This window comes from Anoxybacillus suryakundensis, from assembly GCF_001418025.1.
Taxonomy (GTDB): Bacteria; Bacillota; Bacilli; order Bacillales; family Anoxybacillaceae; genus Anoxybacillus; species Anoxybacillus tengchongensis.
Genome location: NZ_LIOK01000001.1, coordinates 225,672 through 245,894, shown reverse-complemented (window position 1 = coordinate 245,894; position 20,223 = coordinate 225,672). Strand labels below are relative to the sequence as shown.

The following is a 20,223-nucleotide window of genomic DNA, read 5'->3' as shown; positions in this document are numbered from 1 at the left end:
CCAACTCGGTACAACGGCATGATGCGTCGTTTCGCACCTATTACCGGAAGAAGTATGAGGAAGTACCAAAGCACCAACACAAACGAGCCCTCGTCCTCACCGCTCGAAAACTCGTGCGTGTGATCGATGCGCTGCTACGCAACGGTCAAATCTACACGCCAAGAAAGGGGGAAGATCGATAGGGGTATCGATCTAACTGATTTTGCATCAAAACCCAGTTAATGACATCAGACAAGACTGGGCTTCTTCAGTATTGCCTTTTTTCGGGTCATCGGACAAATGAATTTCCAATTTCGATGATGTTTCACCTTGACATATTACCGCAGGACTTTAAGTAAAATGTCGTTCACAATAAGTTTAGGGAAGTGGGGAAAATGTGTCAATGTCTTGACAATATAAATTGTTTCCTATCTCTAAAAAACAATATTATAATGAAAAAGGGACAAAAAGTTTAAGTATAGGCGTGATAAAAGGTGGTTACTTTATATCAAAACAAAGTTATTGACCAATTGCGTGATGTATTGAAGAAGAAACAGCATATGGTTAGTGTCACCATAAAAATGGAGCAAATCGATCCGCTTGATTTTTTCGCTGCGGGTGAAACGTTATTTCATGGACAACGTTTTTATTGGTCAGATTGCTTGTACGAACGAACGTTTGTTGGACTAGGTCATGCGCACGTTATAAAAAGCGAAGAAAAGACGAAAAAGCGGTTTCGTGAAGTTGAACGTGAATGGAAACAAATTGTAGAAGGCGCTTTCATCGAAGGCCAAGGACCACTGATGTTCGGAGGATTTTCCTTTGACCCGCTGAAACAGTCGGATGAACATTGGAGTGAATATCCTGCTGCCCAATTTGTTGTACCTACATTCTTGTTAACGAAGCAGCGAGATGAAACATGGTTAACAATTAATGTTGTTCATGAATCGCTCGGTCAGCTCGAAGAAATGATCGATTCCTTATTCCACATACGTGGTGAGAGTGAATGGCATCGTACTGACGTTGTCGAAAAAGAGGAAGTCGCACGTGACCGATGGATCCGTGCTGTTCATCATGCAACGGATCTCATTCAAAGTGGAATGATTGAGAAAGTCGTTTTAGCACGTGAATTATTTCTTTCTTTTTCTCATCGAATTGATCGCTCTTATGTGTTACGTGCTTTACGAGAACAACAATCGATGAGCTACATTTTTGCTTTTGAAAATGGCTCTACTTGCTTCATTGGGGCTTCTCCGGAGCAACTTGTGAGAAAGAACGGGCACATGTGTGAAACAGCTTGTTTGGCGGGATCAATTCGCCGTGGGCATACGATCAAAGAAGATGAAGAACTCGGACGTTGGTTGCTTCAGGACGATAAAAATCGCCGTGAACATGCATTTGTTGTTGACATGATTGAACAAGCGATGAATGAGGTATGTACCGAAGTTTTCGTTCCGAGTGAACCGACCCTTTTAAAAATGAGACATATTCAACATTTATATACACCTGTTCAGGCAAAAACGAGGGAAGGGATCTCGATTTTCTCACTCGTTGAACGGCTTCATCCAACCCCTGCACTCGGGGGATTTCCGAAAGAAAAGGCGGTACAGACGATTCGGGAGATTGAGCCACTTGATCGTGGATGGTACGCCGCTCCAATCGGTTGGGTTGATGCGAATGGAAATGGAGAGTTTGCGGTAGCGATTCGTTCTGCGTTGCTTGGAGACAACGAGGCACATTTGTTTGCTGGATGTGGCATTGTTGCTCATTCTGATCCACATAGCGAATACGAGGAAACGAATGTAAAGTTCAAGCCGATGTTATTAGCGTTAGAGGGGGGACGAGAATGAATGAAATGACCGCATATGTTGGAGCATTTGTTAACCAGTTAGCTCATATGGGCGTTCAACAAGTTGTAATTAGTCCTGGATCTCGCTCTACCCCTCTTGCAATGGTGATGGCTGAACATCCGATGCTAAATATTCATGTTCATATTGACGAACGTTCTGCGGCTTTTTTTGCGTTAGGTATGGCGAAAGCTTCTAGAAATCCGGTTGCTCTTGTTTGTACATCAGGAACAGCAGTAGCTAATTACTATCCAGCAATCGTTGAAGCTTATTATGCACGTGTTCCGCTCGTTGTTATTACGGCCGACCGACCTCATGAACTGCGTGATGTCGGCGCTCCACAAGCAATTGATCAGCTGCATATATACGGTTCATATGTAAAATGGTTTGTTGATATGGCGCTTCCAGAAGGAAACGAGCGGATGCTTCGTTATGCAGAGATGGTTGCCGCTCGCGCTGTGTCCGTTGCATCGTCTGTTCCAAAAGGACCGGTGCATATTAACGTTCCGTTGCGTGAACCGCTCGTTCCAAATATCAACGAATCGCTGTTTTCGCCATCTCTTCCAGCTCGCATCGTGTATAAAGGAAACAAACATCTTTGTGAAGAAATGATTGACGAGTTGTATGCGGAGTTGAGCGGTGTCGAAAAAGGGATCATTATATGTGGAGATTTGCATATCGAAGGGTTTTCTGACGCAGTTGTGAGGTTAGCAGAAGCATTGCAATATCCTATTTTAGCGGATCCTCTTTCTCCATTGCGTACAGGTACACATGAGAAACAAGTTATTATTGAATCGTATGATGCGATGTTAAAAAATGAAATGTTTGCGAATCAATTTGTTCCGGATGTCGTTGTTCGCTTCGGGGCGATGCCTATATCCAAATCGCTTTATCTCTGGTTGCAGCATCATAAACAAGTGAAACAAATTGTTGTCGATGAAGCTGGACAATGGCGCGATCCGACATTATCGCTTCATGCGCTCGTTGAGGCGAATGAGGTGCAATTTTGTCATGAGTTAGCTAAACGCGCTTCTACTGCTACTCGTTCGTCACAATGGGTAAGCCAATGGAAGCAAATGAATGAGCATGCGAAACAAATATTGCTACAAGCAAAAGATGAGAAAGAGATGTTTGAAGGGAAAGTATTTATCGAGCTTGCCCACATATTACCGGATGAAGCGACGCTTTATGTTGGCAATAGTATGCCTATTCGTGATGCGGATACGTTTTTTATGTCCTCACATAAACGTATTCGTTTATTAGCGAATCGTGGGGCAAATGGGATTGACGGAGTTGTATCAAGCGCTCTAGGGGCAAGCTACGTTGCTCAACCACTTGTGTTAGTTATCGGTGACTTGTCATTTTATCACGATTTAAATGGTTTGTTGGCAGCAAAATTACAAAAGCTGCATGCGACCATCATCGTGCTAAACAATAACGGTGGGGGCATTTTTTCGTTCTTGCCACAAGCGAATGAACCAAAACATTTTGAACGATTATTTGGTACGCCGACCGATTTATCGTTTGAGCATGTCGTAAATATGTATGATGGACATTATGAAAAAGTAGAAACGTGGGAGCAATTTCGTTGTGCGATGATAGACGCCCTAGCCCGACCAACATTAAACGTTATTGAAGTTCCGATATCACGTGAATATAATGTCAAAATTCATCGGAAATTGTGGAAAGATGTTTCCCAGGAAATGTCCAACTTGTTGAATAAAGGGGAATAAGCATGAGGCTTGTCGTTCAAGGGCAAACGTATTATGTGGAAATGTGCGGAAGCGGGCAACCGCTGTTGTTACTACACGGATTTACGGGCAGCTGTCAAACGTGGCATTCGTTTTTGTCGACTTGGAGCCAACATATGCAATGCATCGCTGTTGATATTCTTGGTCACGGACAAACGGATGCCCCTTCAGATGTGCAGCGATATGACATCGAGATCGTTGCTCAAGATATTGTTACGTTATTTAAGCAATTAGAAATAAAAAAAGCGCACATATTAGGATATTCCATGGGAGGACGACTTGCGCTCACATTTGCGATTCGTTATCCACAGTACGTTCAAACGCTCATATTGGAAAGTAGCTCTCCGGGTTTACAGACGGAAGAAGAACGAGTGAAACGTCGGGAAGAAGATGAACGATTAGCGCAGTTTATTGAACAACATGGGGTTGCATCGTTTGTTGATAAATGGGAGAAAATCCCTTTATTTTCTTCGCTTCAACGATTGCCAAAAGATGTGCAACAAAGGTTGCGAGAAGAACGATTACAACATACAGCTATTGGACTAGCCAATAGTTTGCGTGGCATGGGGACAGGCGCACAACCTTCTTGGTGGGAGACATTGCATCAGTTAAATATGCCGACATTGTTGATTTGTGGAGAAGATGATGAAAAGTTTTGTCGAATTGCGTCAGAAATGGTACAATTATTACCAAACGGAACGCTTATCACCGTTCCGCATGCCGGGCACATTGTGCATATGGAGCAACGTGAGCGGTTTGGTATGCTTGTTCAACAATTTGTTCTAAAAGGAGGTTCATTGCATGGCGATTGAATGGGTAAAAGAGAGGGAATATGAAGATATTTTGTACGAAACGTACAACGGCATTGCAAAAATTACAATTAATCGTCCTGAAGTACATAATGCATTTCGTCCGAAAACAGTAATGGAATTAATTGATGCGTTTGCATACGCGCGTGACGATGCAAATATTGGTGTCATCATTTTAACAGGGGCAGGCGGTAAAGCGTTTTGCTCGGGTGGCGACCAAAAAGTGCGTGGACATGGTGGATATGTGGGCGAAGATCAAATCCCACGCTTAAACGTATTAGACTTGCAACGTTTAATTCGTGTTATTCCGAAGCCGGTCATTGCGATGGTTGCAGGTTATGCGATTGGCGGTGGCCATGTGCTACATGTCGTTTGTGATTTAACGATTGCAGCGGATAACGCAATTTTTGGACAAACAGGACCGAAAGTAGGTAGCTTTGATGGAGGATATGGAGCAGGTTATTTAGCGCGTATTGTCGGTCATAAAAAGGCGCGCGAAATTTGGTATTTATGTCGTCAATACAATGCACAAGAAGCGTTAGAAATGGGATTAGTCAATAAAGTTGTTCCGCTTGAACAGTTAGAGGAAGAAACGGTGAAATGGGCGGAAGAAATTTTAGAAAAAAGCCCGACAGCTATTCGTTTCTTAAAAGCTGCGTTTAATGCAGATACAGACGGATTGGCAGGCATTCAACAACTAGCCGGCGATGCGACACTTCTTTACTATACGACAGATGAGGCAAAAGAAGGACGCGATGCATTTAAAGAAAAACGGAAACCGGACTTTAAGCAGTTCCCTCGTTTTCCGTAAAAATAAAAACAGCTTGATGTATGCACATCAAGCTGTTTTTTTGAAGGTGGTGTGAAGATGATCCCAAATTGGTTACGTCAACGTGCATATTTAACTCCGGATCGCGTGGCGCTATATGATGATACGCAAGAGATTTCATTTGCTGAGCTTCATGAGCGGACGGTAAAACGAGCAAGGCAATTTGCATATCTTGGTGTAAAAAAAGGAGACGTTGTAGCCGTTTTGATGAAAAATAGTGTACATATGGTCGAAGTTATCCACGCTCTTCATTATATTGGTGCAATTGTTTTGTTACAAAATGTACGTTTATCTGTTGAAGAAGTGAAGTGGCAACTAGAACATAGCGGAGCACGTTTCGTCATTTGTGATGAGTCGTTTCCGGATGAACGAGCAATTGAATGGAACGAATTTATGAGGTTCGATGAACGAGATGGAGAATGGCAAACGATGTACAATCTTGATGATGTAGCAACCATCATGTATACATCAGGGACGACAGGAAAACCAAAAGGTGTTATGCAAACGTATGGAAATCATTGGTGGAGTGCAATTGGTTCTGCTTTAAATCTTGGATTGCGTGAAGATGATTGTTGGCTTGCGGCCGTTCCATTTTTTCATGTGAGTGGTTTGTCGATTTTAATGCGGAGTGTCATTTACGGCATGAGGATTTATATTATGCCATCGTTTGATGCGAAACGCGTGAATGAACTGATTTACCAAGGGAAAATTACGATGATGTCCGCTGTCAGCACAATGGTGCAACAAATGATTCAACAATTAAACGAGCCGTATCCTTCGTCATTTCGTTGTATGCTCGTGGGAGGAGGACCTGTTTCTCGGCCATTATTACAATCATGTGTCGATTGGAATATACCTGTATATCAAACGTATGGTATGACAGAAACCGCTTCTCAAGTGGCTACATTGCCTCCAGATGCTCGTCATAAACATGGTTCAGCAGGAAAACCGCTGTTTCATATGAGCATTCGCATTGAAAAAGATGAGCACCAAATGAATGCAAATGAAGTAGGAGAGATTGTTGTAAAAGGCCCGAGTGTTATGAAAGGATATTGGCAAAACGAAAAGGAAACGAATGCGGTTTTAAAAGATGGCTGGTTATATACTGGAGACATTGGATATATGGATGAAGAAGGATTTTTATATGTTCTTGACCGTCGTTCAGATTTAATTATTTCTGGCGGAGAAAATATATATCCTGCTGAAATTGAGTCGGTACTTTTGGAACATAGGGCAGTAAAAGAAGCAGGCGTCATTGGAGTTGCTGATGAAACATGGGGACAAGTACCATATGCGTTTGTTGTATTACACGATCCAATAGCAACGGAAGAACAATTAAAGTTGTTTTGTATGAGTAAATTAGCTAAATATAAAGTTCCAAAGCGAATTTATATCGTTGACCATTTGCCGCGCAATGCTACAAACAAACTGATGCGCCATAAGCTAAAAAAATGGATCGAGGAGGCGTAAAAAGCCTCCTCTTTCTTGATTTATTGATATCCTTTTGCTGTTTCTTTCGTAATTTTTTCTTTGAACAGTTTATAGCTCCAAAGTTGATAGCCTACGACGATCGGTACCATGACAATAGCGACGCCGAGCATAATTTTTAAGTTCAATTCGCTTCCTGCCGCTTCAAAAAGCGTTGTGCTATATTCATCGTTGATGCGCGAAGGAAGCATATTTGGGAACATGCCGATAAAACCAGTTGCCATAAGTGTGAAAATTGTCAAACAAATGTTTGTAAACGCAAGTCCAATACGTTTTTGCCAAACGAACAATAACATAAGTAATGCACATACGAAAGCAAGTGCTGGGATGATCCAAAGAATAGGGAATTTTGTAAAATTGTTCAGTAGTGATGTGCGATTACTTGTTGCAACAAAGAAAATAGATAGTGTGACAACCGCAACAACAGCAGCTGGGCGCGCGACTGTATATGCTCGTTCCGCTACCTCTCCAACGGTTTTCAGCATGACCCATAGAGCACCAGAGACGATAAATAAACTCATGAACAACAATCCGCCTAATAGACCGTACGGATGAAGCAAGCTAAAAAACGTTCCTTCATATCCGGACGGACCAATTTTTAAACCGTAAAACAAATTCGCAAACGCAACGCCAAATAAAAGTGCTAAAGCAAAACTGCTAATTGTAAATGCCCATTTCCAGCTTTTTTGCCAAACCGGTGAATCGTCTTTATGCATAAATTCCAATCCAGCAGCGCGGAAAAACAGCGCGAATAAAATAAGCATCATCGGCGTATATAAGAAGCTAAATAAATCTGCATAAACGGCTGGAAAGGCAGCAAATGTAGCTCCGCCGGCTGTAATTAACCATACTTCATTGCCACCCCAAAACGGTCCGACAGCTTCTTGTAGTTGATTTCGTTCTTGTCGATTTTTCGCTAAAAACGGAAACAACATCCCGGTGCCTAGTGTATATCCATCTAAAACGAAGTATACCGTCCAAATGAGTCCCCATAGACCAAACCAAATGATCGCCACTGTTTCATGAGACATGTTGAACTTCCCCACCTTTCGTAGCTGTGGATGTGTATGGTCCTTTTTTCGCATACTTTAACATTAAGTACACGTCAGCAATAAGTAAAATGGTATAAAACAACACGAGGCTAACAAGTGAGAAAATGATTTGCGAAAGTGAAATTGGTGATACCGCCTCAGCTGTGCGCATTAATCCGTACACTGTCCAAGGTTGGCGACCAACTTCGGCAACAACCCATCCAGCATTAATAGCCACATACGGCAGTAACACAGAATACATCACAAGTTTTAGGAAACGTCGTGATTCCACTAATTTATTTTTGCGATATAAGTAAAATCCGTACCAAAATAGAGCCACAAAATATAAACCGAGCGCGACCATTAAACGAAATGAATAAAAGACGATATTAACATTTGGACGTTCATCTTTTGGAATTTGATCAAATCCAACGACTTTTCCATCAAATGAATGTGTATAAAAATAGCTACCGAGCTTCGGGATCGTTAAAAATTCAACGATGTTTCGCTCATTTTCTGGGTCTGGAATTTGAATAATGTGAAATGGTAAACTTTCTTTTGTTTCCCAAACCGCTTCAAGCGCTGCCCCTTTAGCTGGTTGCATTTTCGCTGCAAACGACGCTGATTTATGACCAATAAACGGTGTCGCTGTTGCTGCGATTAGTCCTAAAATGAGGCCATATTTAAACGATTTTTTGAAAAACTCGACATGTTGTTTACGTAATAAATGCCATGCACTAACCGCCATGACAAAAAACGCTCCAACGATATAACAGCTGACAACAGTGTGTACAAACATATGCCAAGCATATGGATTTGTTACAACTTCCCAAAAGTTTTGTAGTTCGATACGTCCGTTTCTTTCAATATACCCAACTGGATTTTGCATAAAGCCGTTGGCTGTAATAATCCAAAGTGCTGAAATATTTGTACCGAGCGCAACCATCCAAATAGAAAATGCACGAAGCTTCGGTGAAATTTTATCCTTTCCGAACAGCCAAATACCCATAAATGTTGATTCTAAAAAGAAAGCAACGAGCGCTTCAATAGCGAGAGGAGAGCCGAAAATGTCCCCCATATATTTCGAATACTCAGACCAGTTTGTCCCAAATTGAAATTCCATCGTGATACCTGTAACTACACCGAGAACGAAGTTAATGGCAAATAGTTTCCCCCAAAAGTCTGCCATTTGTCGATAAAGTGGGTTTTTTGTTCGCACATGTTGTGTTTCCATCCATGCAATTAAGACAATAAGCCCAATGGTTAACGGAACAAATAAGAAATGATAAAAAACCGTAATCGCAAATTGAAAACGGCTAAGCAAAAGCACGTCGCTCATAAGTCTCCCTCCAACATTCGAAATATATTTTATATATGTATAAGAGTAACGCTAACACGTGAAGAAGAGGTGAGAGAAATGTTGCGAAACTGTGGCGATATTTTTAAAAAAATGTGTCTATACATAGTTTTTAACGTAATAAAGATGGAAACCCCTTGCTCGATACAAGGGGTATATTGTTTATTCGCTCGGTTGGAACGTTTTACAGTCTGTTTCTGTCGAACTTGTCGCTGTTGAGCCTGCATGACTTACAACGTAGATGGCGTCTGCACTACACCGGTTGCCTTGCGACCAAAACTGACAGTTTTGCACTTCACAAAGTACATCTTTAGCCACGATTATCCCCCCTTTCTTGATGCTGATGTTAGTGTAGACAAAACATTGGCAAGACATAACATGAAAAAATGAACAACATTATTGAGAATTTTTATCATTAAATGTTGACATAGATAATCATTCTCAATTAGAATGAGATTATGGAATATAAAACAAAAAATTTGGAGGGAGTTACATGTCATCATTATTAGTTGTTGGAGCAGATCATTTAGGAAACATTACCGATAAATTAAAAAACTCAGGATTTAAGGAGATTATTCATTTAGATGGCAGGAAAGTGAATATGGTGAAACGACAAATTCCTGAGCACGTTGATATGGTATTTGTTATGACGGATTATATTAACCATAATTTAGCCAAAGTCATTAAACAAAAAGCAAAAGACCAACATAAGCCAATTTATTTTGTGAAACGTTCATGGAGTTCCATCCAATCCGTCATTCAGCAAATGGAGGAAGTGAGATGACATTGTGGCAATCGTTTTTGAATGAAGTGTTAGCTTATCATTACAGCATATGTTCACCCCATCGTTCATCGCTTACGTTGCTAAAAGGAATTGAACGGGCAACATCATCGTTTTCGATCGCTTCTTTTGATTCTCCCGTTACATATTATAAAACGATTGCACAAATGACGGATTACTTGCTTCGTTTCGTTGCGAACGATCAGTCCTTTGTTCACATATTAGATGCTCGTGATGCCTTTATTACCGCATCATGTACGTCTCACATAGGAGTTGCACCGTTATGTATGGACGTTTTTGTTGTTGATCGTATTTCTTTATTCGATGCATTCCAACAATTTGAAAATCATTTCGGTCACAAACCGAAAACAGTACGAATATATCACATAATGAAAAACCGTTTATCGTATGTTACGTTTGCAAGTGAGACATATTGTAAAAAAACCGGGTGATTCACCCGGTTTTACAATTCATCAAATCCATTAATATCTGTCGTTTTTGTATATGAACGTGGACGTGCTTCGAAAAAGTCCGTTTTGCCTAAGTTCACATTTTCATCACTAAAGACACGAATCCAAGGCATACTATTTTCATCTGCATCGTATCGATCATCTAAGCCGAGCATACGCAATCGCTTATTTCCAAGATATTCAATATATTTTTCCATTTCAATGACATCAATGCCATCCATATCGCGCAACACAAAGCGCGACCATTCTGCTTCGTAACGAATCGCTTCATCGATATAGTCATATATCCACGCAGAAAACGCTCCATCTTCATCAATATGTGGATTTTCCCATAGGACAGCGCGTACGAGTTGAGAAATAAAGTAGCTATGGCATAGCTCATCTTTATTAATATAGCTAATCATTGTTGATGTTTTTAACATTTTTTGATTTCGGGCTAAATTGTAAAAAAAGGCGAAACCAGAGTAAAAATTAATTCCTTCTAATACGAGTGAAGCGACGAGGGCTCGGCAAAATGTTTCAACAGTCGGTTGTTCACGAAATGCTTCATATACGCGAATAACGTGCTCATTTCGTTTATAAATGTGCGGATTCGTACGCGCCATTTCAAAAGCGCGATGTTGCTCGGATAATTTTTCGATCGAAGCAAGGACGTACGAGTATGATTGATTATGGACCACTTCTTGCTGTTCGATAATCGAAAAAATAGCTTTGACGCTCGGATCAGTAATATATTCTTTCATCGCTCCAATAAAGTTCGGTTGAACAGAGTCTAAAATTGAAAGCAGGCCGATAATGTGTAAAAACGCATCGCGCTCTCGCTCGCTTAACGCGTGCCATTGTTTAATATCGTCAGACATGTTAATTTCAAATGGTGTCCAAAAGTTTGCTAGCAGCATCTTATATATGTCATAAAAGTGACTATACTTAATATCATTCCAGTTTAAAATGCCGCTTGCTTTTCCATTGATAATGCTTGTTGCTTTATTTGGATGCGACGGTTCCAACAACTTCACTTTCGTCAATAACAAAACGTTCGACCTCCTCTAGTAGTCGTTGTACGAACAAAGCCGGCAAATGTTGTTGATGTCCGCGTGGCGATTGCTCAATTTTTAGCATGCCGAGCACTGGTGTGACTTTTCGTAAATGGTATGCCATTTCATCAACTGCACGGCAATAATATGGCCACATTTGATCTCCTGTACCAAATAGCGCAACAGGAGGCAGAGTAAGTTTTCGTTCTTTAATAAGAAAACGAAGCATTCTCCTCATTTCATGTGGAAGTTGTCCATTTCCCCATGTATATGAACCGAATAGAAGGAGATGCGCTTCATGGATGAGTGATTCGATAGCAAAAACATGGTCAATATTCATCGTTTTCACGGCATGTCCATGTGAATGAAAAGCTTCCTCAATCAACAAAGCGACTTCTTTCGTGTTTCCTGTTTTCGATGTATAGCAAATGAGAACGTTCATCATTTTTCCCCCTAAGATGAGCAAACGTCGCATTCTTCAATTGTTACGGCGGTACTGCGAACGTAATACGTTGATTTTAAACGCTCTTTCCATGCCGTTAAGTGCAAATCTAACAAATCTTTTGCTTTAATGGTGTTATAGACGTAAAGATTAAAGCTTAAAGACTGATCGACATGTTTTTGTCTTGCTGCGTTCTGACGAATGCTCATTTTTTGATCGACTTCATAGGCATTTTCGTAAAGCCAAAATGTTTTTGCATTTAAATCTGGTACAGTCACAGGAATCTTGTAATTTTTCTTTTCCTCAAAATATAAACGATTGAATACAGGGTCGCATGACGCTGTTCCATTGGCTAAAACGGAAGTCGAAGCATTTGGTGCAGGAGCCATTAAATAACCGTTACGAATACCATGCTTCATCACTTGTTGTTTTAAACCGTCCCAGTCTAAATCATCATGCGAATGATAACCGCGAAGCTCAAAATATGTTCCTGTATGCCAATCAGACCCCTCAAAAGCTGGATAGGCTCCTTTTTCTTTTGCCAATTCCATGCTTGCTTGAATTGTTAAATAAGCGATTTTTTCGAACAATTGATCCGCAAGATGAACACTTTCTTCGCTATTCCATTTGATCCCTTTTAACGCTAATAAATGATGCCAAGAAAACGCCCCTAAACCGATGGCGCGATATTTTTTATTTGTCATCACCGCTTGCAACACTTCAATTCGCTGTTCGTTTAAGTCGATCACGTTATCTAACATGCGCACTTGAATCGGAATGAGCCGTTCGAGTACACCGTCTTGAACCGCGCGAGCAAGATGAATACTAGATAAGTTGCAGACAACAAAATCGCCAGGTTTTTTATGGATAATAATTTCGCCATCTTGTGTATATTCTTTTGTGACGGTTGTTGGACTCATATTTTGCATAATTTCTGTACATAAATTACTTGAATAAATCATGCCTGCATGTTTGTTTGGATTCATTCGGTTCGCTTCATCGCGATAAAACATGTAAGGTGTTCCTGTCTCTAATTGAGATTTCATAATTCGTTTCATCACTTCAATCGCAGGAACGCGCTCTTTCGTTAATTGTGGATGATTGACGCACTCCTCATATTTTTCGCGGAAGGAGCCACATCCTCTTTGTTCATCGTAAAAATCTTCAAGACCTAGCGGATTGCCGTTTTTATCTTTCCAACCCATCACCTTTTTCACTTCGTGTGGATCGAACAAATACCAATCCCCGCGTTTTTCGACTTGTTCCATAAATAAGTCAGGAATGCAGACGCCATAAAATAAGTCGTGGCATTTTTGACGTTCATCCCCGTTGTTTAATTTGGCATCTAAAAAAGAGAAAATATCTTTATGCCAAACGTCTAAATATACAGCGATAGACCCTTGACGTGTACCAAGTTGGTCCACCGATACAGCCGTATTGTTTAATTGGCGCATCCATGGAATGACGCCAGACGATACCCCTTTAAAACCTTTAATATCCGAGTTACGTGCGCGAATTTTTCCTAAATATACACCAATTCCGCCTCCGCCTTTAGATAGACGAGCGACGTCTGTATTCGATTCATAAATACCGATTAAACTGTCATCTACCGTATCAATAAAACAACTGGATAACTGTCCGTATGATTTTCCTGCGTTTGCATATGTTGGTGTAGCCACCGTCATATATTGATTGGATAATGCCCAATATGCTTCTTTAGCGAGTGCCATTCGTTTCGTTGGCTGTTCATGCGCCATTAATGTTAACGCGATGGTTAAAAAACGCTCTTGAGGCAGTTCGTAAATTTCACCGCTATAACCTTTCGCTAAATAACGATCAACAAGTGTTTTTAACCCGATGTATGTAAATTGCTCGTCTTTTTTCGGATCGATCCATGTCCCTGCTTCTTGTAGTTCCTCTTTCGTATACCGTTCAAGTACAAAAGGATCGTAAATGCCGAGATCGACGAGCTGTGTTTGCAACTCATAAAAGTAGCCATATGTTTCGAATCGATCGTAGCCGCGATTTATAGCAGCTTCATTGTATAATTGTTGTAAATAAAGACGTGCTGCAACAAACGTCCAATCAGGTTGCTCCACGGTAATTTCGTCAAGCGCATTTAAAATAAGTTTATTTATTATATCGTTGTAATTTCGCGTGTGGACAAGCGAGCGTACGGTACGTTCAACGTATCGCTCGCTTGATAAGTGTGGAAAGTCTTTGAAAATATGAAATAACAAACTTCGAATCGTCTCTTCATTTACTTCCTGCTGCTCTTTTATGTGCATCATCCAACATCCCTTCCCCTAAAAAATAAAAATCCGCCCTAGTTGAGCGGATGAAACGATGGAAAAAGGCGTGCTTTCACCATCGTTTCATCTTCTCAATCCCCGAAGAATATGAAACGATACAAGGAAGGCAGGTCTCCTGACTCGCGCTTCTTCCTACTTTGGATTCCTTCCCATATACGTGCCACAAACAGCTGACGTATACAGTGGTGTTGTTTCCATTTCGTCTGCGCACACAGTTGCGGGGACAGCTCTGGATTCGCACCAGATTCCCTATTAAGTCCATTGGGACACCTTCACTTGCTGGTTTCAATATATAGTTATTTTTTGTTTTTTTATCACAATATATTGTATAAAAAGGTTTACGTTTAAAACTATAACGAAAAATTTCAACATTTGCAATCATTATTTTTCATCATTTGCTAAATAGCGCCGATCTTTCATAAACAGTCGCCAAAAATAAATGAAACCTGGAAATAAAATTGCAAAGCCGACAATATACGTCACGAAAAGGGCACGAAACGTATTCGGATGTGTAAATCCAGACTCGATTGTTATATCTGGATAAATCATGTATGGTAAATGAGCTTTTCCATATGCGTAACTTGCACAAAAATATTGTAATACAATTGCTACAACTGCAAGGCGGGGCATTCCACGTCCGTTTTTCTTTTTCCATGAAGGAAGAAAAAGAGCTAAACCAGCCACGAGAAATAGTGCGACAGAAGCGGCAAGCCATGGCCAATACGCAATCATCCCATCATACAACCAACGCGCTTCGCTTCGCATCGTGATCATAATTAAAATTGAAGAGAGGAGAGCAAATGGCCCGATAATGAGCGCATCGCGACGATAAATGGCATAGGCTTCGGTTTCATTTGCTTCGTTCGAGTAATCCGCCAATAAAAGTGAAGAAAGAAAAAGTGTGCTTGTTATAGCAAAGGCAATGAATGCATATTCGTGTGGGCTTGTAAATAGACGGTCTAGACGAAGGTGACTGACGCCATTAACCGTTTCAACGAAAGATCCATGTGTAATGGGTAAGACGCTAATTAAAAAGGCTGGAATAAGCAAACCGCTTATACCAGAAATGTAAACGAGCACTTTTTCATACTTAGGAGCAACGTGTGAAAAAACGAGAAACGCACTGCGAATAGTGAGCAAAAGTAAAATGATGCTTCCAGGAATGAGTAAAATTGTGCCGAGCATAAACGTGGCTCCTGGAAAAAAGCTAACGAGCGCCACGACGATCGCGACGATAAATACATTTGTCACTTCCCATGTCGGTGACAAATATCGATTGGCAATTTTCGTCGCTTTCGTTTGAGGGCGGTTCATATATACCATCGACCAAAAACCAGCTCCAAAGTCCATCGTCGCCATGACGGCGTAAATAAAAATAAATCCCCATAAAATCGAAATAGCAATTAATTCATCTGTCATCATCTTGCTCCTTTCTACATGTGTGTCGATAAATGTTGTTCAATCGGGTGACGGCGGAAGTACGAACGTAAGACGAGCACGACGGCTACAAGTAAAAATACGTAAATGGACGTAAATAAAAGAAAAAGTGTTCCTAAATTTGTTGATTGAGTCACAGCTTCTGCAGTTGTCATCATGCGATAAATAACCCACGGTTGCCTGCCTGTGCAAGCAAAAATCCAACCAAATTCAATGCCGAGAAGGGCGAGGGGACCGGCGGTAACGATCGTCCACATAAACCAGTTCGGAAATATGTGTTGTTTTTTTACTCGATGCCAAATGAATCCGACGATCGAAAGAAGGAGCAGAAACATGCCAATCCCGACCATTGCGTTAAAAAGTGTATGGACGAATAAAGGAGGCCACCATTCTTCAGGGAAATCATTTAATCCGACAACGACGGTATCGAATCGATTACCAGCTAAAAAGCTAAGCAGCCAGGGAATTTCAATGCCCCATTTTACCGTTTGTGTTTCGCGATCTGTAAAACCACCGATAACGAGGGGGGCGTGCGACTGTGTCTCAAACAATCCTTCGGCAGCGGCTAATTTTTCAGGTTGATACTCATGAAGGAGTTGCGCTGATTCATGCCCGTTGATCGCCGTTAATAGAGAAAACACACCACCGACTGTTAACCCGAGCATCAGTGCTTTTTTATGAAAAAGCTGAATGCGCTCGTTATGTTTATTTTTCAACATCTTATAGGCAGCGATGGAAGCGATCGTAAAAGCTCCGGTCATATAAGCTGATAAAACAACGTGTGTAGCTGTAACTGCGAAGCTCGGATTAAAAAACGCCTTCCATGGGTCGACGTCGACAATTTGTCCGTTTTCGATCCGAAAGCCTGTCGGCGTACCTTCAAAGGCATGTACGTTCGTAATTAAAATGGCAGAAGCGGCTGCCCCAATGGCAACAAACGTCAAGCTCACGATGCGCATCGTTGGAGAAATGCGGTTAGCAGCATATACGTAAATGGATAAAAACAACGCTTCAACGAAAAACGCATAAATTTCAATTTGAAATGGGAGTGCCATCACTTTGCCGATCACTTCCATAAACCCTGGCCATAAAAGAGAAAGTTGTACGCCCGCAATCGTTCCAGACGGGATTGCTACGCCAAGCAAAATGGCAAGCGCTTTCGTCCAACGATTTGCCATGAGTGCATAGTCATTGTCTTTTGTTTTTTGATATAGCAACTCAGCTAATAAAATCATAAGCGGAATACCAACTCCGAGCGTCGCAAAAATAATGTGAAACGCCATCGTTGTTCCAAAGAGCGTTCTTGCTGTTAATACGTGATCCATACCGAAATGTTCATTCCTTTCCATACATTGTCGTTTCATAGTTTGATGTGAAAAGAGAAAAAATATGCAAAAAAAATAAGCGACCGTTACGATCGCTTATTGTAGTGCTTTTTTTAATGCCGATATATTGTCATTCATAATGGCAAAGTAATCTTTGCTATTTGCGATATCATCATTTGTACGAGCTTCTAAATTATGAAGAATGAGCACATCAGCACCAACTTCATTTTTTACAACTTCAGCAATTTTGGATGTCACGTTTTGTTCAAAAAAGATATAGCGTATATTATGTTCTTTTGCCTTCTTGATGATTGAAGCGAGTTGTTTTTGTGAAGGTTCGTTTGTTGGTGATAGCCCCGTTACGCTTATTTGTTTTAAGCCATATCGTTTTTCCCAATAGCCGTATGCGGCATGAGCAACAAGAATTTCTTTTGTTTTCGCGTCTTTTATCAATTGTTGAAACTGGCTATCGAGCTGTTCAAGCTGCTGTTTTAACGAAGCAAAGTTTTGTTCAAAATCTTGTTTCGCCTCAGGTTTTAGTTCTATTAGCGTTTGTTTAATTGTTTCAGCCATTTGAATGGAATAAATCGGATCCAGCCAGATGTGAGGATCTACATCTCCATGATCATATTCGTCTTTTTGTTCATCTTCATGCGCATGTTCGTTTTCGTGAACATGCTCATCTTCATGAGTATGATTGGATCGAAGTAAATCCATTCCTGCGGTTGCTTCCACGAACTTGACTCGCTCATTTTCTAGCGTTTTGACGATGCGTTCAACAAATCCTTCCATGCCTTGACCGATGTAAATGAAAGCGTCAGCATCTGCGATTTGTTGCATCGTTTTTGCTGTCGGTTCATATGTGTGAACATCGACACCAGGAGGGTATACGCTTTCCACTTGAACGTGCTCGTCGCCGATTTTTTGAGCAAAATCTTGAAGTGGGTATACAGTTGTATAAATGATAAGTTTGTTGTTTGTTTTCTCTGTCGTTGACGGCGCTAGTTGTTCTTGTTTATTACATCCAAATAATGTTAGTGTGATCGTAAGAATGATTGATAAAATGATGTTCAACCTCATTTTTTTCCTCCTTCCAAAAAGAAGGATGTCTCTGAAAAACAGAAAACATCCTTTTCTCTCGTTTTATTATATCGTAATCGTTACGATTTGAAAACTATGAAAAACTAACAAATGGCGGAAGTGGGTCGACAAATGTTGACCAATCTTTGCCCATTTCTTCATCCGTTAACAAGCATGTATCGAGTGAAGAAGAAATTTCCTGTTCATCCATATCGATTCCGATAAACACGAGTTCTGTCATACGATCACCATACGTATCATCCCATTTTGCACGCAATTCTTGTTCTTCTTGCAAAATGCGTTCACGTTCATGTGAAGGATATGTCGCAATCCATTCGCCAGCCCCCTGAATCATAATGGACGGTCCAGCTTGCGAAAGAAGTCCACACATATTGTTGCGCGAAGCGAGCCAGAAAAAGCCTTTTGCACGAACGATTTCAACAGGCCAATGTTCAAGCCAATGCATCAAACGCTCAGGGTGAAACGGTCGACGGCGTCGATATACAAAAGAAGAAATACCATATTCCTCTGTCTCTGGTGTATGTTCTTCATTTAGTTCTTTGATCCATCCAGCCGATTGACTTGCTTTTTCAAAGTCAAATAAGCGCGTATTTAAAATATCATGGAGCGCTACTTTTCCATATGTCGTTCGAATGATTTTCGCTTCTGGATTTAATTTGCGCAAAAGAGTTTCTAATTCGTCTGCATCTTCTTTTGAAATACAATCGATTTTATTTAAAATAAGCACGTTCGCAAATTCAATTTGATCAATTAATAGATCAACGACTTCGCGTGTATCCGTTTCATCGATCGCTTGTTTACGATCCAATAACGTTTCACCTGAAGCGAAATCATGCCAAAAACGATTAGCATCTACAACTGTAACCATCGTATCTAATCGACAAGTTGATGTTAAGTCAATACCAAACTCTTCGTCGATATACGTAAACGTTTGTGCAACAGGAATCGGTTCGCTAATGCCGGATGATTCGATAACGATATAATCGATGTTTCCTGCATCAACAAGTTTTTTGACTTCTTTCATTAAATCTTCCCGCAGCGTACAGCAAATACAGCCGTTTTGAATTTGTACAAGTTTTTCTTCGGTGCGTGAAAAGCCACCTTGTTGAATGAGTTCGGCATCAATATTGACCTCGCTCATGTCATTGACGATGACAGCAATTTTTAATCCTTCCCGATTGTTTAAAATATGATTAAGCAACGTTGTTTTCCCAGAGCCTAAATACCCACTTAATACGGTGACAGGAACTTTCATCAATATTATTCTCCTTTCTTAAAACGTAATTATTACGATTTACATCGTTTATCATACCGAAAAAAAAGAGAAAGGGCAATTATTTTTCCTCTTTCTCTGGTACAGGATCAAATCCACCGGGATGAAACGGATGGCATTTTAAAATGCGTTTTATTGTTAAATAGCCTCCTTTAAGCGCACCGAAGCGACGAATAGCTTCTAATCCATAATGAGAACAAGTTGGATAAAAGCGGCATGTTGGCGGTTTTAAAGGGGAAATAAATCGTTGATAAAAGCGAATGAGTAAAATGAATATATGCTTCATATCATACACCTACCCCTATTTTTTCTTATTGTAACATAGATGTATAAATCCATTCCAACAAAAAAAGATGAAAAAAGTCGGACTTTTGTGTATGATAAAAACGTAACAATTAAAAAAGAGGTGGGACATATGCCTTCAGTAGAAAGCTTTGAGCTGGACCATTGTGCGGTCAAGGCACCGTACGTTCGCCATTGTGGTGTCCATCAAGTCGGCAGTGACGGTGTTGTGAATAAATTTGATATTCGCTTTTGTCAGCCAAATAAAGAAGCAATGCAGCCAGCAGCCATTCATACGCTTGAGCATTTACTAGCGGTGCACATTCGTAAGCATGCCGAAAAATATGATCATTTCGATATTATCGACATTTCCCCGATGGGATGTCAAACAGGTTATTATTTAGTTGTTAGTGGTACACCAACAGTCGAAGAAATTATTGACTTGCTTGAGGCGACAATGAACGAGGCATCGATGGTTACAGAAGTGCCAGCCGCAACAGAAAAAGAGTGCGGTCAAGCGAAATTGCATGATTTAGAAGGAGCCAAACGGCTTATGCGCTATTGGCTATCGCAGCCAAAAGAAGAATTGAAAAAAGTGTTCGGTTAAAAAGTTCAGGATTTTTTCCTGAGCTTTTTATAAAATAATACAGTACGTTTCATTTTCCAAAAATTTTT

The 20,223-nt window shown here is 40.6% G+C and carries 19 protein-coding genes, 1 pseudogene and 1 riboswitch; of the genes and pseudogenes, 9 read left to right on the top strand and 11 right to left on the bottom strand.

Annotated elements, in window-relative coordinates:
* The 6 genes and pseudogenes from ASC42_RS14120 to ASC42_RS01160 form a co-directional block, all read left to right on the top strand.
* Positions 1 to 182: pseudogene (locus tag ASC42_RS14120) on the top strand (IS110 family transposase); the annotation flags it as partial.
* A 291-nt stretch (positions 183 to 473) separates the two neighbouring features.
* Complete coding sequence (locus ASC42_RS01180; RefSeq protein ID WP_055440175.1) at positions 474 to 1,829, top strand: isochorismate synthase; 1,356 nt, start codon at positions 474 to 476, stop codon at positions 1,827 to 1,829.
* Complete coding sequence (menD, locus tag ASC42_RS01175; RefSeq protein WP_055440174.1) at positions 1,826 to 3,559, top strand: 2-succinyl-5-enolpyruvyl-6-hydroxy-3-cyclohexene-1-carboxylic-acid synthase; 1,734 nt, start codon at positions 1,826 to 1,828, stop codon at positions 3,557 to 3,559. Before ASC42_RS01180 ends, menD begins: the two co-directional genes overlap by 4 nt.
* A 2-nt stretch (positions 3,560 to 3,561) precedes the next feature.
* Positions 3,562 to 4,389 (top strand): 2-succinyl-6-hydroxy-2,4-cyclohexadiene-1-carboxylate synthase, encoded by an 828-nt coding sequence (gene menH, locus ASC42_RS01170; RefSeq protein ID WP_055440173.1) that lies wholly within the window; start codon positions 3,562 to 3,564, stop codon positions 4,387 to 4,389.
* Positions 4,379 to 5,197: a 1,4-dihydroxy-2-naphthoyl-CoA synthase gene (gene menB, locus ASC42_RS01165; protein WP_032100470.1), complete on the top strand. Its 819-nt coding sequence runs from the start codon at positions 4,379 to 4,381 to the stop codon at positions 5,195 to 5,197. The genes menH and menB overlap by 11 nt, the downstream gene beginning before the upstream one ends.
* A gap of 57 nt (positions 5,198 to 5,254) precedes the next feature.
* Positions 5,255 to 6,685 (top strand): o-succinylbenzoate--CoA ligase, encoded by a 1,431-nt coding sequence (locus tag ASC42_RS01160; RefSeq protein ID WP_055440172.1) that lies wholly within the window; start codon positions 5,255 to 5,257, stop codon positions 6,683 to 6,685.
* A gap of 20 nt (positions 6,686 to 6,705) precedes the next feature.
* On the opposite strand, the gene cydB is transcribed toward ASC42_RS01160, so the two are convergent.
* The 3 genes from cydB to ASC42_RS13560 all read right to left on the bottom strand — a co-directional run bounded on the left by cydB (position 6,706) and on the right by ASC42_RS13560 (position 9,409).
* Entirely contained in the window at positions 6,706 to 7,734 is a 1,029-nt protein-coding gene (cydB, locus tag ASC42_RS01155; protein WP_055440171.1) for a cytochrome d ubiquinol oxidase subunit II, read from the bottom strand.
* Entirely contained in the window at positions 7,724 to 9,073 is a 1,350-nt protein-coding gene (locus ASC42_RS01150) for a cytochrome ubiquinol oxidase subunit I (RefSeq protein ID WP_032100467.1), read from the bottom strand. The genes cydB and ASC42_RS01150 overlap by 11 nt, the downstream gene beginning before the upstream one ends.
* Before the next feature lie 180 nt (positions 9,074 to 9,253).
* Entirely contained in the window at positions 9,254 to 9,409 is a 156-nt protein-coding gene (locus ASC42_RS13560; RefSeq protein WP_072242634.1) for a DUF1540 domain-containing protein, read from the bottom strand.
* A 175-nt stretch (positions 9,410 to 9,584) separates the two neighbouring features.
* Between ASC42_RS13560 and ASC42_RS01145 the strand changes: the two genes are divergently transcribed.
* Together ASC42_RS01145 and ASC42_RS01140 are read left to right on the top strand one after the other, a co-directional pair.
* Positions 9,585 to 9,875 carry a DUF2325 domain-containing protein gene (locus ASC42_RS01145; RefSeq protein WP_055440170.1) on the top strand — a complete coding sequence of 97 codons (291 nt, stop codon included), beginning with the start codon at positions 9,585 to 9,587 and terminating at the stop codon, positions 9,873 to 9,875.
* A complete protein-coding gene (locus ASC42_RS01140) occupies positions 9,872 to 10,324 on the top strand; it encodes a diverged REC-like domain-containing protein (protein ID WP_209424206.1) in 453 nt (150 codons plus the stop codon). The genes ASC42_RS01145 and ASC42_RS01140 overlap by 4 nt, the downstream gene beginning before the upstream one ends.
* Before the next feature lie 11 nt (positions 10,325 to 10,335).
* Here the strand turns inward: ASC42_RS01140 and ASC42_RS01135 are convergent, their stop codons facing one another.
* The 8 genes from ASC42_RS01135 to yidD all read right to left on the bottom strand — a co-directional run bounded on the left by ASC42_RS01135 (position 10,336) and on the right by yidD (position 19,552).
* A complete protein-coding gene (locus tag ASC42_RS01135) occupies positions 10,336 to 11,373 on the bottom strand; it encodes a ribonucleotide-diphosphate reductase subunit beta (protein WP_032100465.1) in 1,038 nt (345 codons plus the stop codon).
* Complete coding sequence (locus ASC42_RS01130; RefSeq protein ID WP_055440169.1) at positions 11,327 to 11,818, bottom strand: flavodoxin domain-containing protein; 492 nt, start codon at positions 11,816 to 11,818, stop codon at positions 11,327 to 11,329. The genes ASC42_RS01135 and ASC42_RS01130 overlap by 47 nt, the downstream gene beginning before the upstream one ends.
* A gap of 11 nt (positions 11,819 to 11,829) precedes the next feature.
* Positions 11,830 to 14,109 (bottom strand): ribonucleoside-diphosphate reductase subunit alpha, encoded by a 2,280-nt coding sequence (locus tag ASC42_RS01125; RefSeq protein WP_055440168.1) that lies wholly within the window; start codon positions 14,107 to 14,109, stop codon positions 11,830 to 11,832.
* A gap of 109 nt (positions 14,110 to 14,218) precedes the next feature.
* Positions 14,219 to 14,419, bottom strand: a riboswitch (cobalamin riboswitch).
* A gap of 92 nt (positions 14,420 to 14,511) precedes the next feature.
* A complete protein-coding gene (locus ASC42_RS01120; RefSeq protein WP_055440167.1) occupies positions 14,512 to 15,549 on the bottom strand; it encodes a cytochrome d ubiquinol oxidase subunit II in 1,038 nt (345 codons plus the stop codon).
* Positions 15,550 to 15,563: 14 nt separating this feature from the next.
* The gene (locus ASC42_RS01115; protein WP_082435653.1) at positions 15,564 to 16,916 is read right to left on the bottom strand and encodes a cytochrome ubiquinol oxidase subunit I; all 1,353 of its coding nucleotides are present in this window, start codon (positions 16,914 to 16,916) and stop codon (positions 15,564 to 15,566) included.
* A 72-nt stretch (positions 16,917 to 16,988) separates the two neighbouring features.
* Positions 16,989 to 17,972: a metal ABC transporter substrate-binding protein gene (locus ASC42_RS01110; RefSeq protein WP_055440165.1), complete on the bottom strand. Its 984-nt coding sequence runs from the start codon at positions 17,970 to 17,972 to the stop codon at positions 16,989 to 16,991.
* 94 nt (positions 17,973 to 18,066) lie between these two features.
* Positions 18,067 to 19,248 carry a GTP-binding protein gene (locus ASC42_RS01105; RefSeq protein WP_280790519.1) on the bottom strand — a complete coding sequence of 394 codons (1,182 nt, stop codon included), beginning with the start codon at positions 19,246 to 19,248 and terminating at the stop codon, positions 18,067 to 18,069.
* Positions 19,249 to 19,327: 79 nt separating this feature from the next.
* On the bottom strand, positions 19,328 to 19,552 hold the full coding sequence (gene yidD / locus ASC42_RS01100) for a membrane protein insertion efficiency factor YidD (RefSeq protein ID WP_032100458.1): 225 nt from the start codon (positions 19,550 to 19,552) through the stop codon (positions 19,328 to 19,330).
* Positions 19,553 to 19,681: 129 nt separating this feature from the next.
* Between yidD and ASC42_RS01095 the strand changes: the two genes are divergently transcribed.
* Entirely contained in the window at positions 19,682 to 20,155 is a 474-nt protein-coding gene (locus tag ASC42_RS01095; protein ID WP_055440163.1) for an S-ribosylhomocysteine lyase, read from the top strand.
* Positions 20,156 to 20,223: the final 68 nt, after the last annotated feature.

Bases quoted from the DNA above. Each gene is read 5' to 3' on its own strand.
- menD (WP_055440174.1), top strand. From the start codon at position 1,826: ATGAATGAAATGACCGCATATGTTGGAGCATTTGTTAACCAGTTAGCT.
- menH (WP_055440173.1), top strand. From the start codon at position 3,562: ATGAGGCTTGTCGTTCAAGGGCAAACGTATTATGTGGAAATGTGCGGA.
- menB (WP_032100470.1), top strand. From the start codon at position 4,379: ATGGCGATTGAATGGGTAAAAGAGAGGGAATATGAAGATATTTTGTAC.
- ASC42_RS01160 (WP_055440172.1), top strand. From the start codon at position 5,255: ATGATCCCAAATTGGTTACGTCAACGTGCATATTTAACTCCGGATCGC.
- cydB (WP_055440171.1), bottom strand. From the start codon at position 7,734: ATGTCTCATGAAACAGTGGCGATCATTTGGTTTGGTCTATGGGGACTC.
- ASC42_RS01150 (WP_032100467.1), bottom strand. From the start codon at position 9,073: ATGAGCGACGTGCTTTTGCTTAGCCGTTTTCAATTTGCGATTACGGTT.
- ASC42_RS01145 (WP_055440170.1), top strand. From the start codon at position 9,585: ATGTCATCATTATTAGTTGTTGGAGCAGATCATTTAGGAAACATTACC.
- ASC42_RS01140 (WP_209424206.1), top strand. From the start codon at position 9,872: ATGACATTGTGGCAATCGTTTTTGAATGAAGTGTTAGCTTATCATTAC.
- ASC42_RS01130 (WP_055440169.1), bottom strand. From the start codon at position 11,818: ATGAACGTTCTCATTTGCTATACATCGAAAACAGGAAACACGAAAGAA.
- ASC42_RS01125 (WP_055440168.1), bottom strand. From the start codon at position 14,109: ATGATGCACATAAAAGAGCAGCAGGAAGTAAATGAAGAGACGATTCGA.
- ASC42_RS01120 (WP_055440167.1), bottom strand. From the start codon at position 15,549: ATGACAGATGAATTAATTGCTATTTCGATTTTATGGGGATTTATTTTT.
- ASC42_RS01115 (WP_082435653.1), bottom strand. From the start codon at position 16,916: ATGGAAAGGAATGAACATTTCGGTATGGATCACGTATTAACAGCAAGA.
- ASC42_RS01110 (WP_055440165.1), bottom strand. From the start codon at position 17,972: ATGAGGTTGAACATCATTTTATCAATCATTCTTACGATCACACTAACA.
- ASC42_RS01105 (WP_280790519.1), bottom strand. From the start codon at position 19,248: ATGAAAGTTCCTGTCACCGTATTAAGTGGGTATTTAGGCTCTGGGAAA.
- yidD (WP_032100458.1), bottom strand. From the start codon at position 19,552: ATGAAGCATATATTCATTTTACTCATTCGCTTTTATCAACGATTTATT.
- ASC42_RS01095 (WP_055440163.1), top strand. From the start codon at position 19,682: ATGCCTTCAGTAGAAAGCTTTGAGCTGGACCATTGTGCGGTCAAGGCA.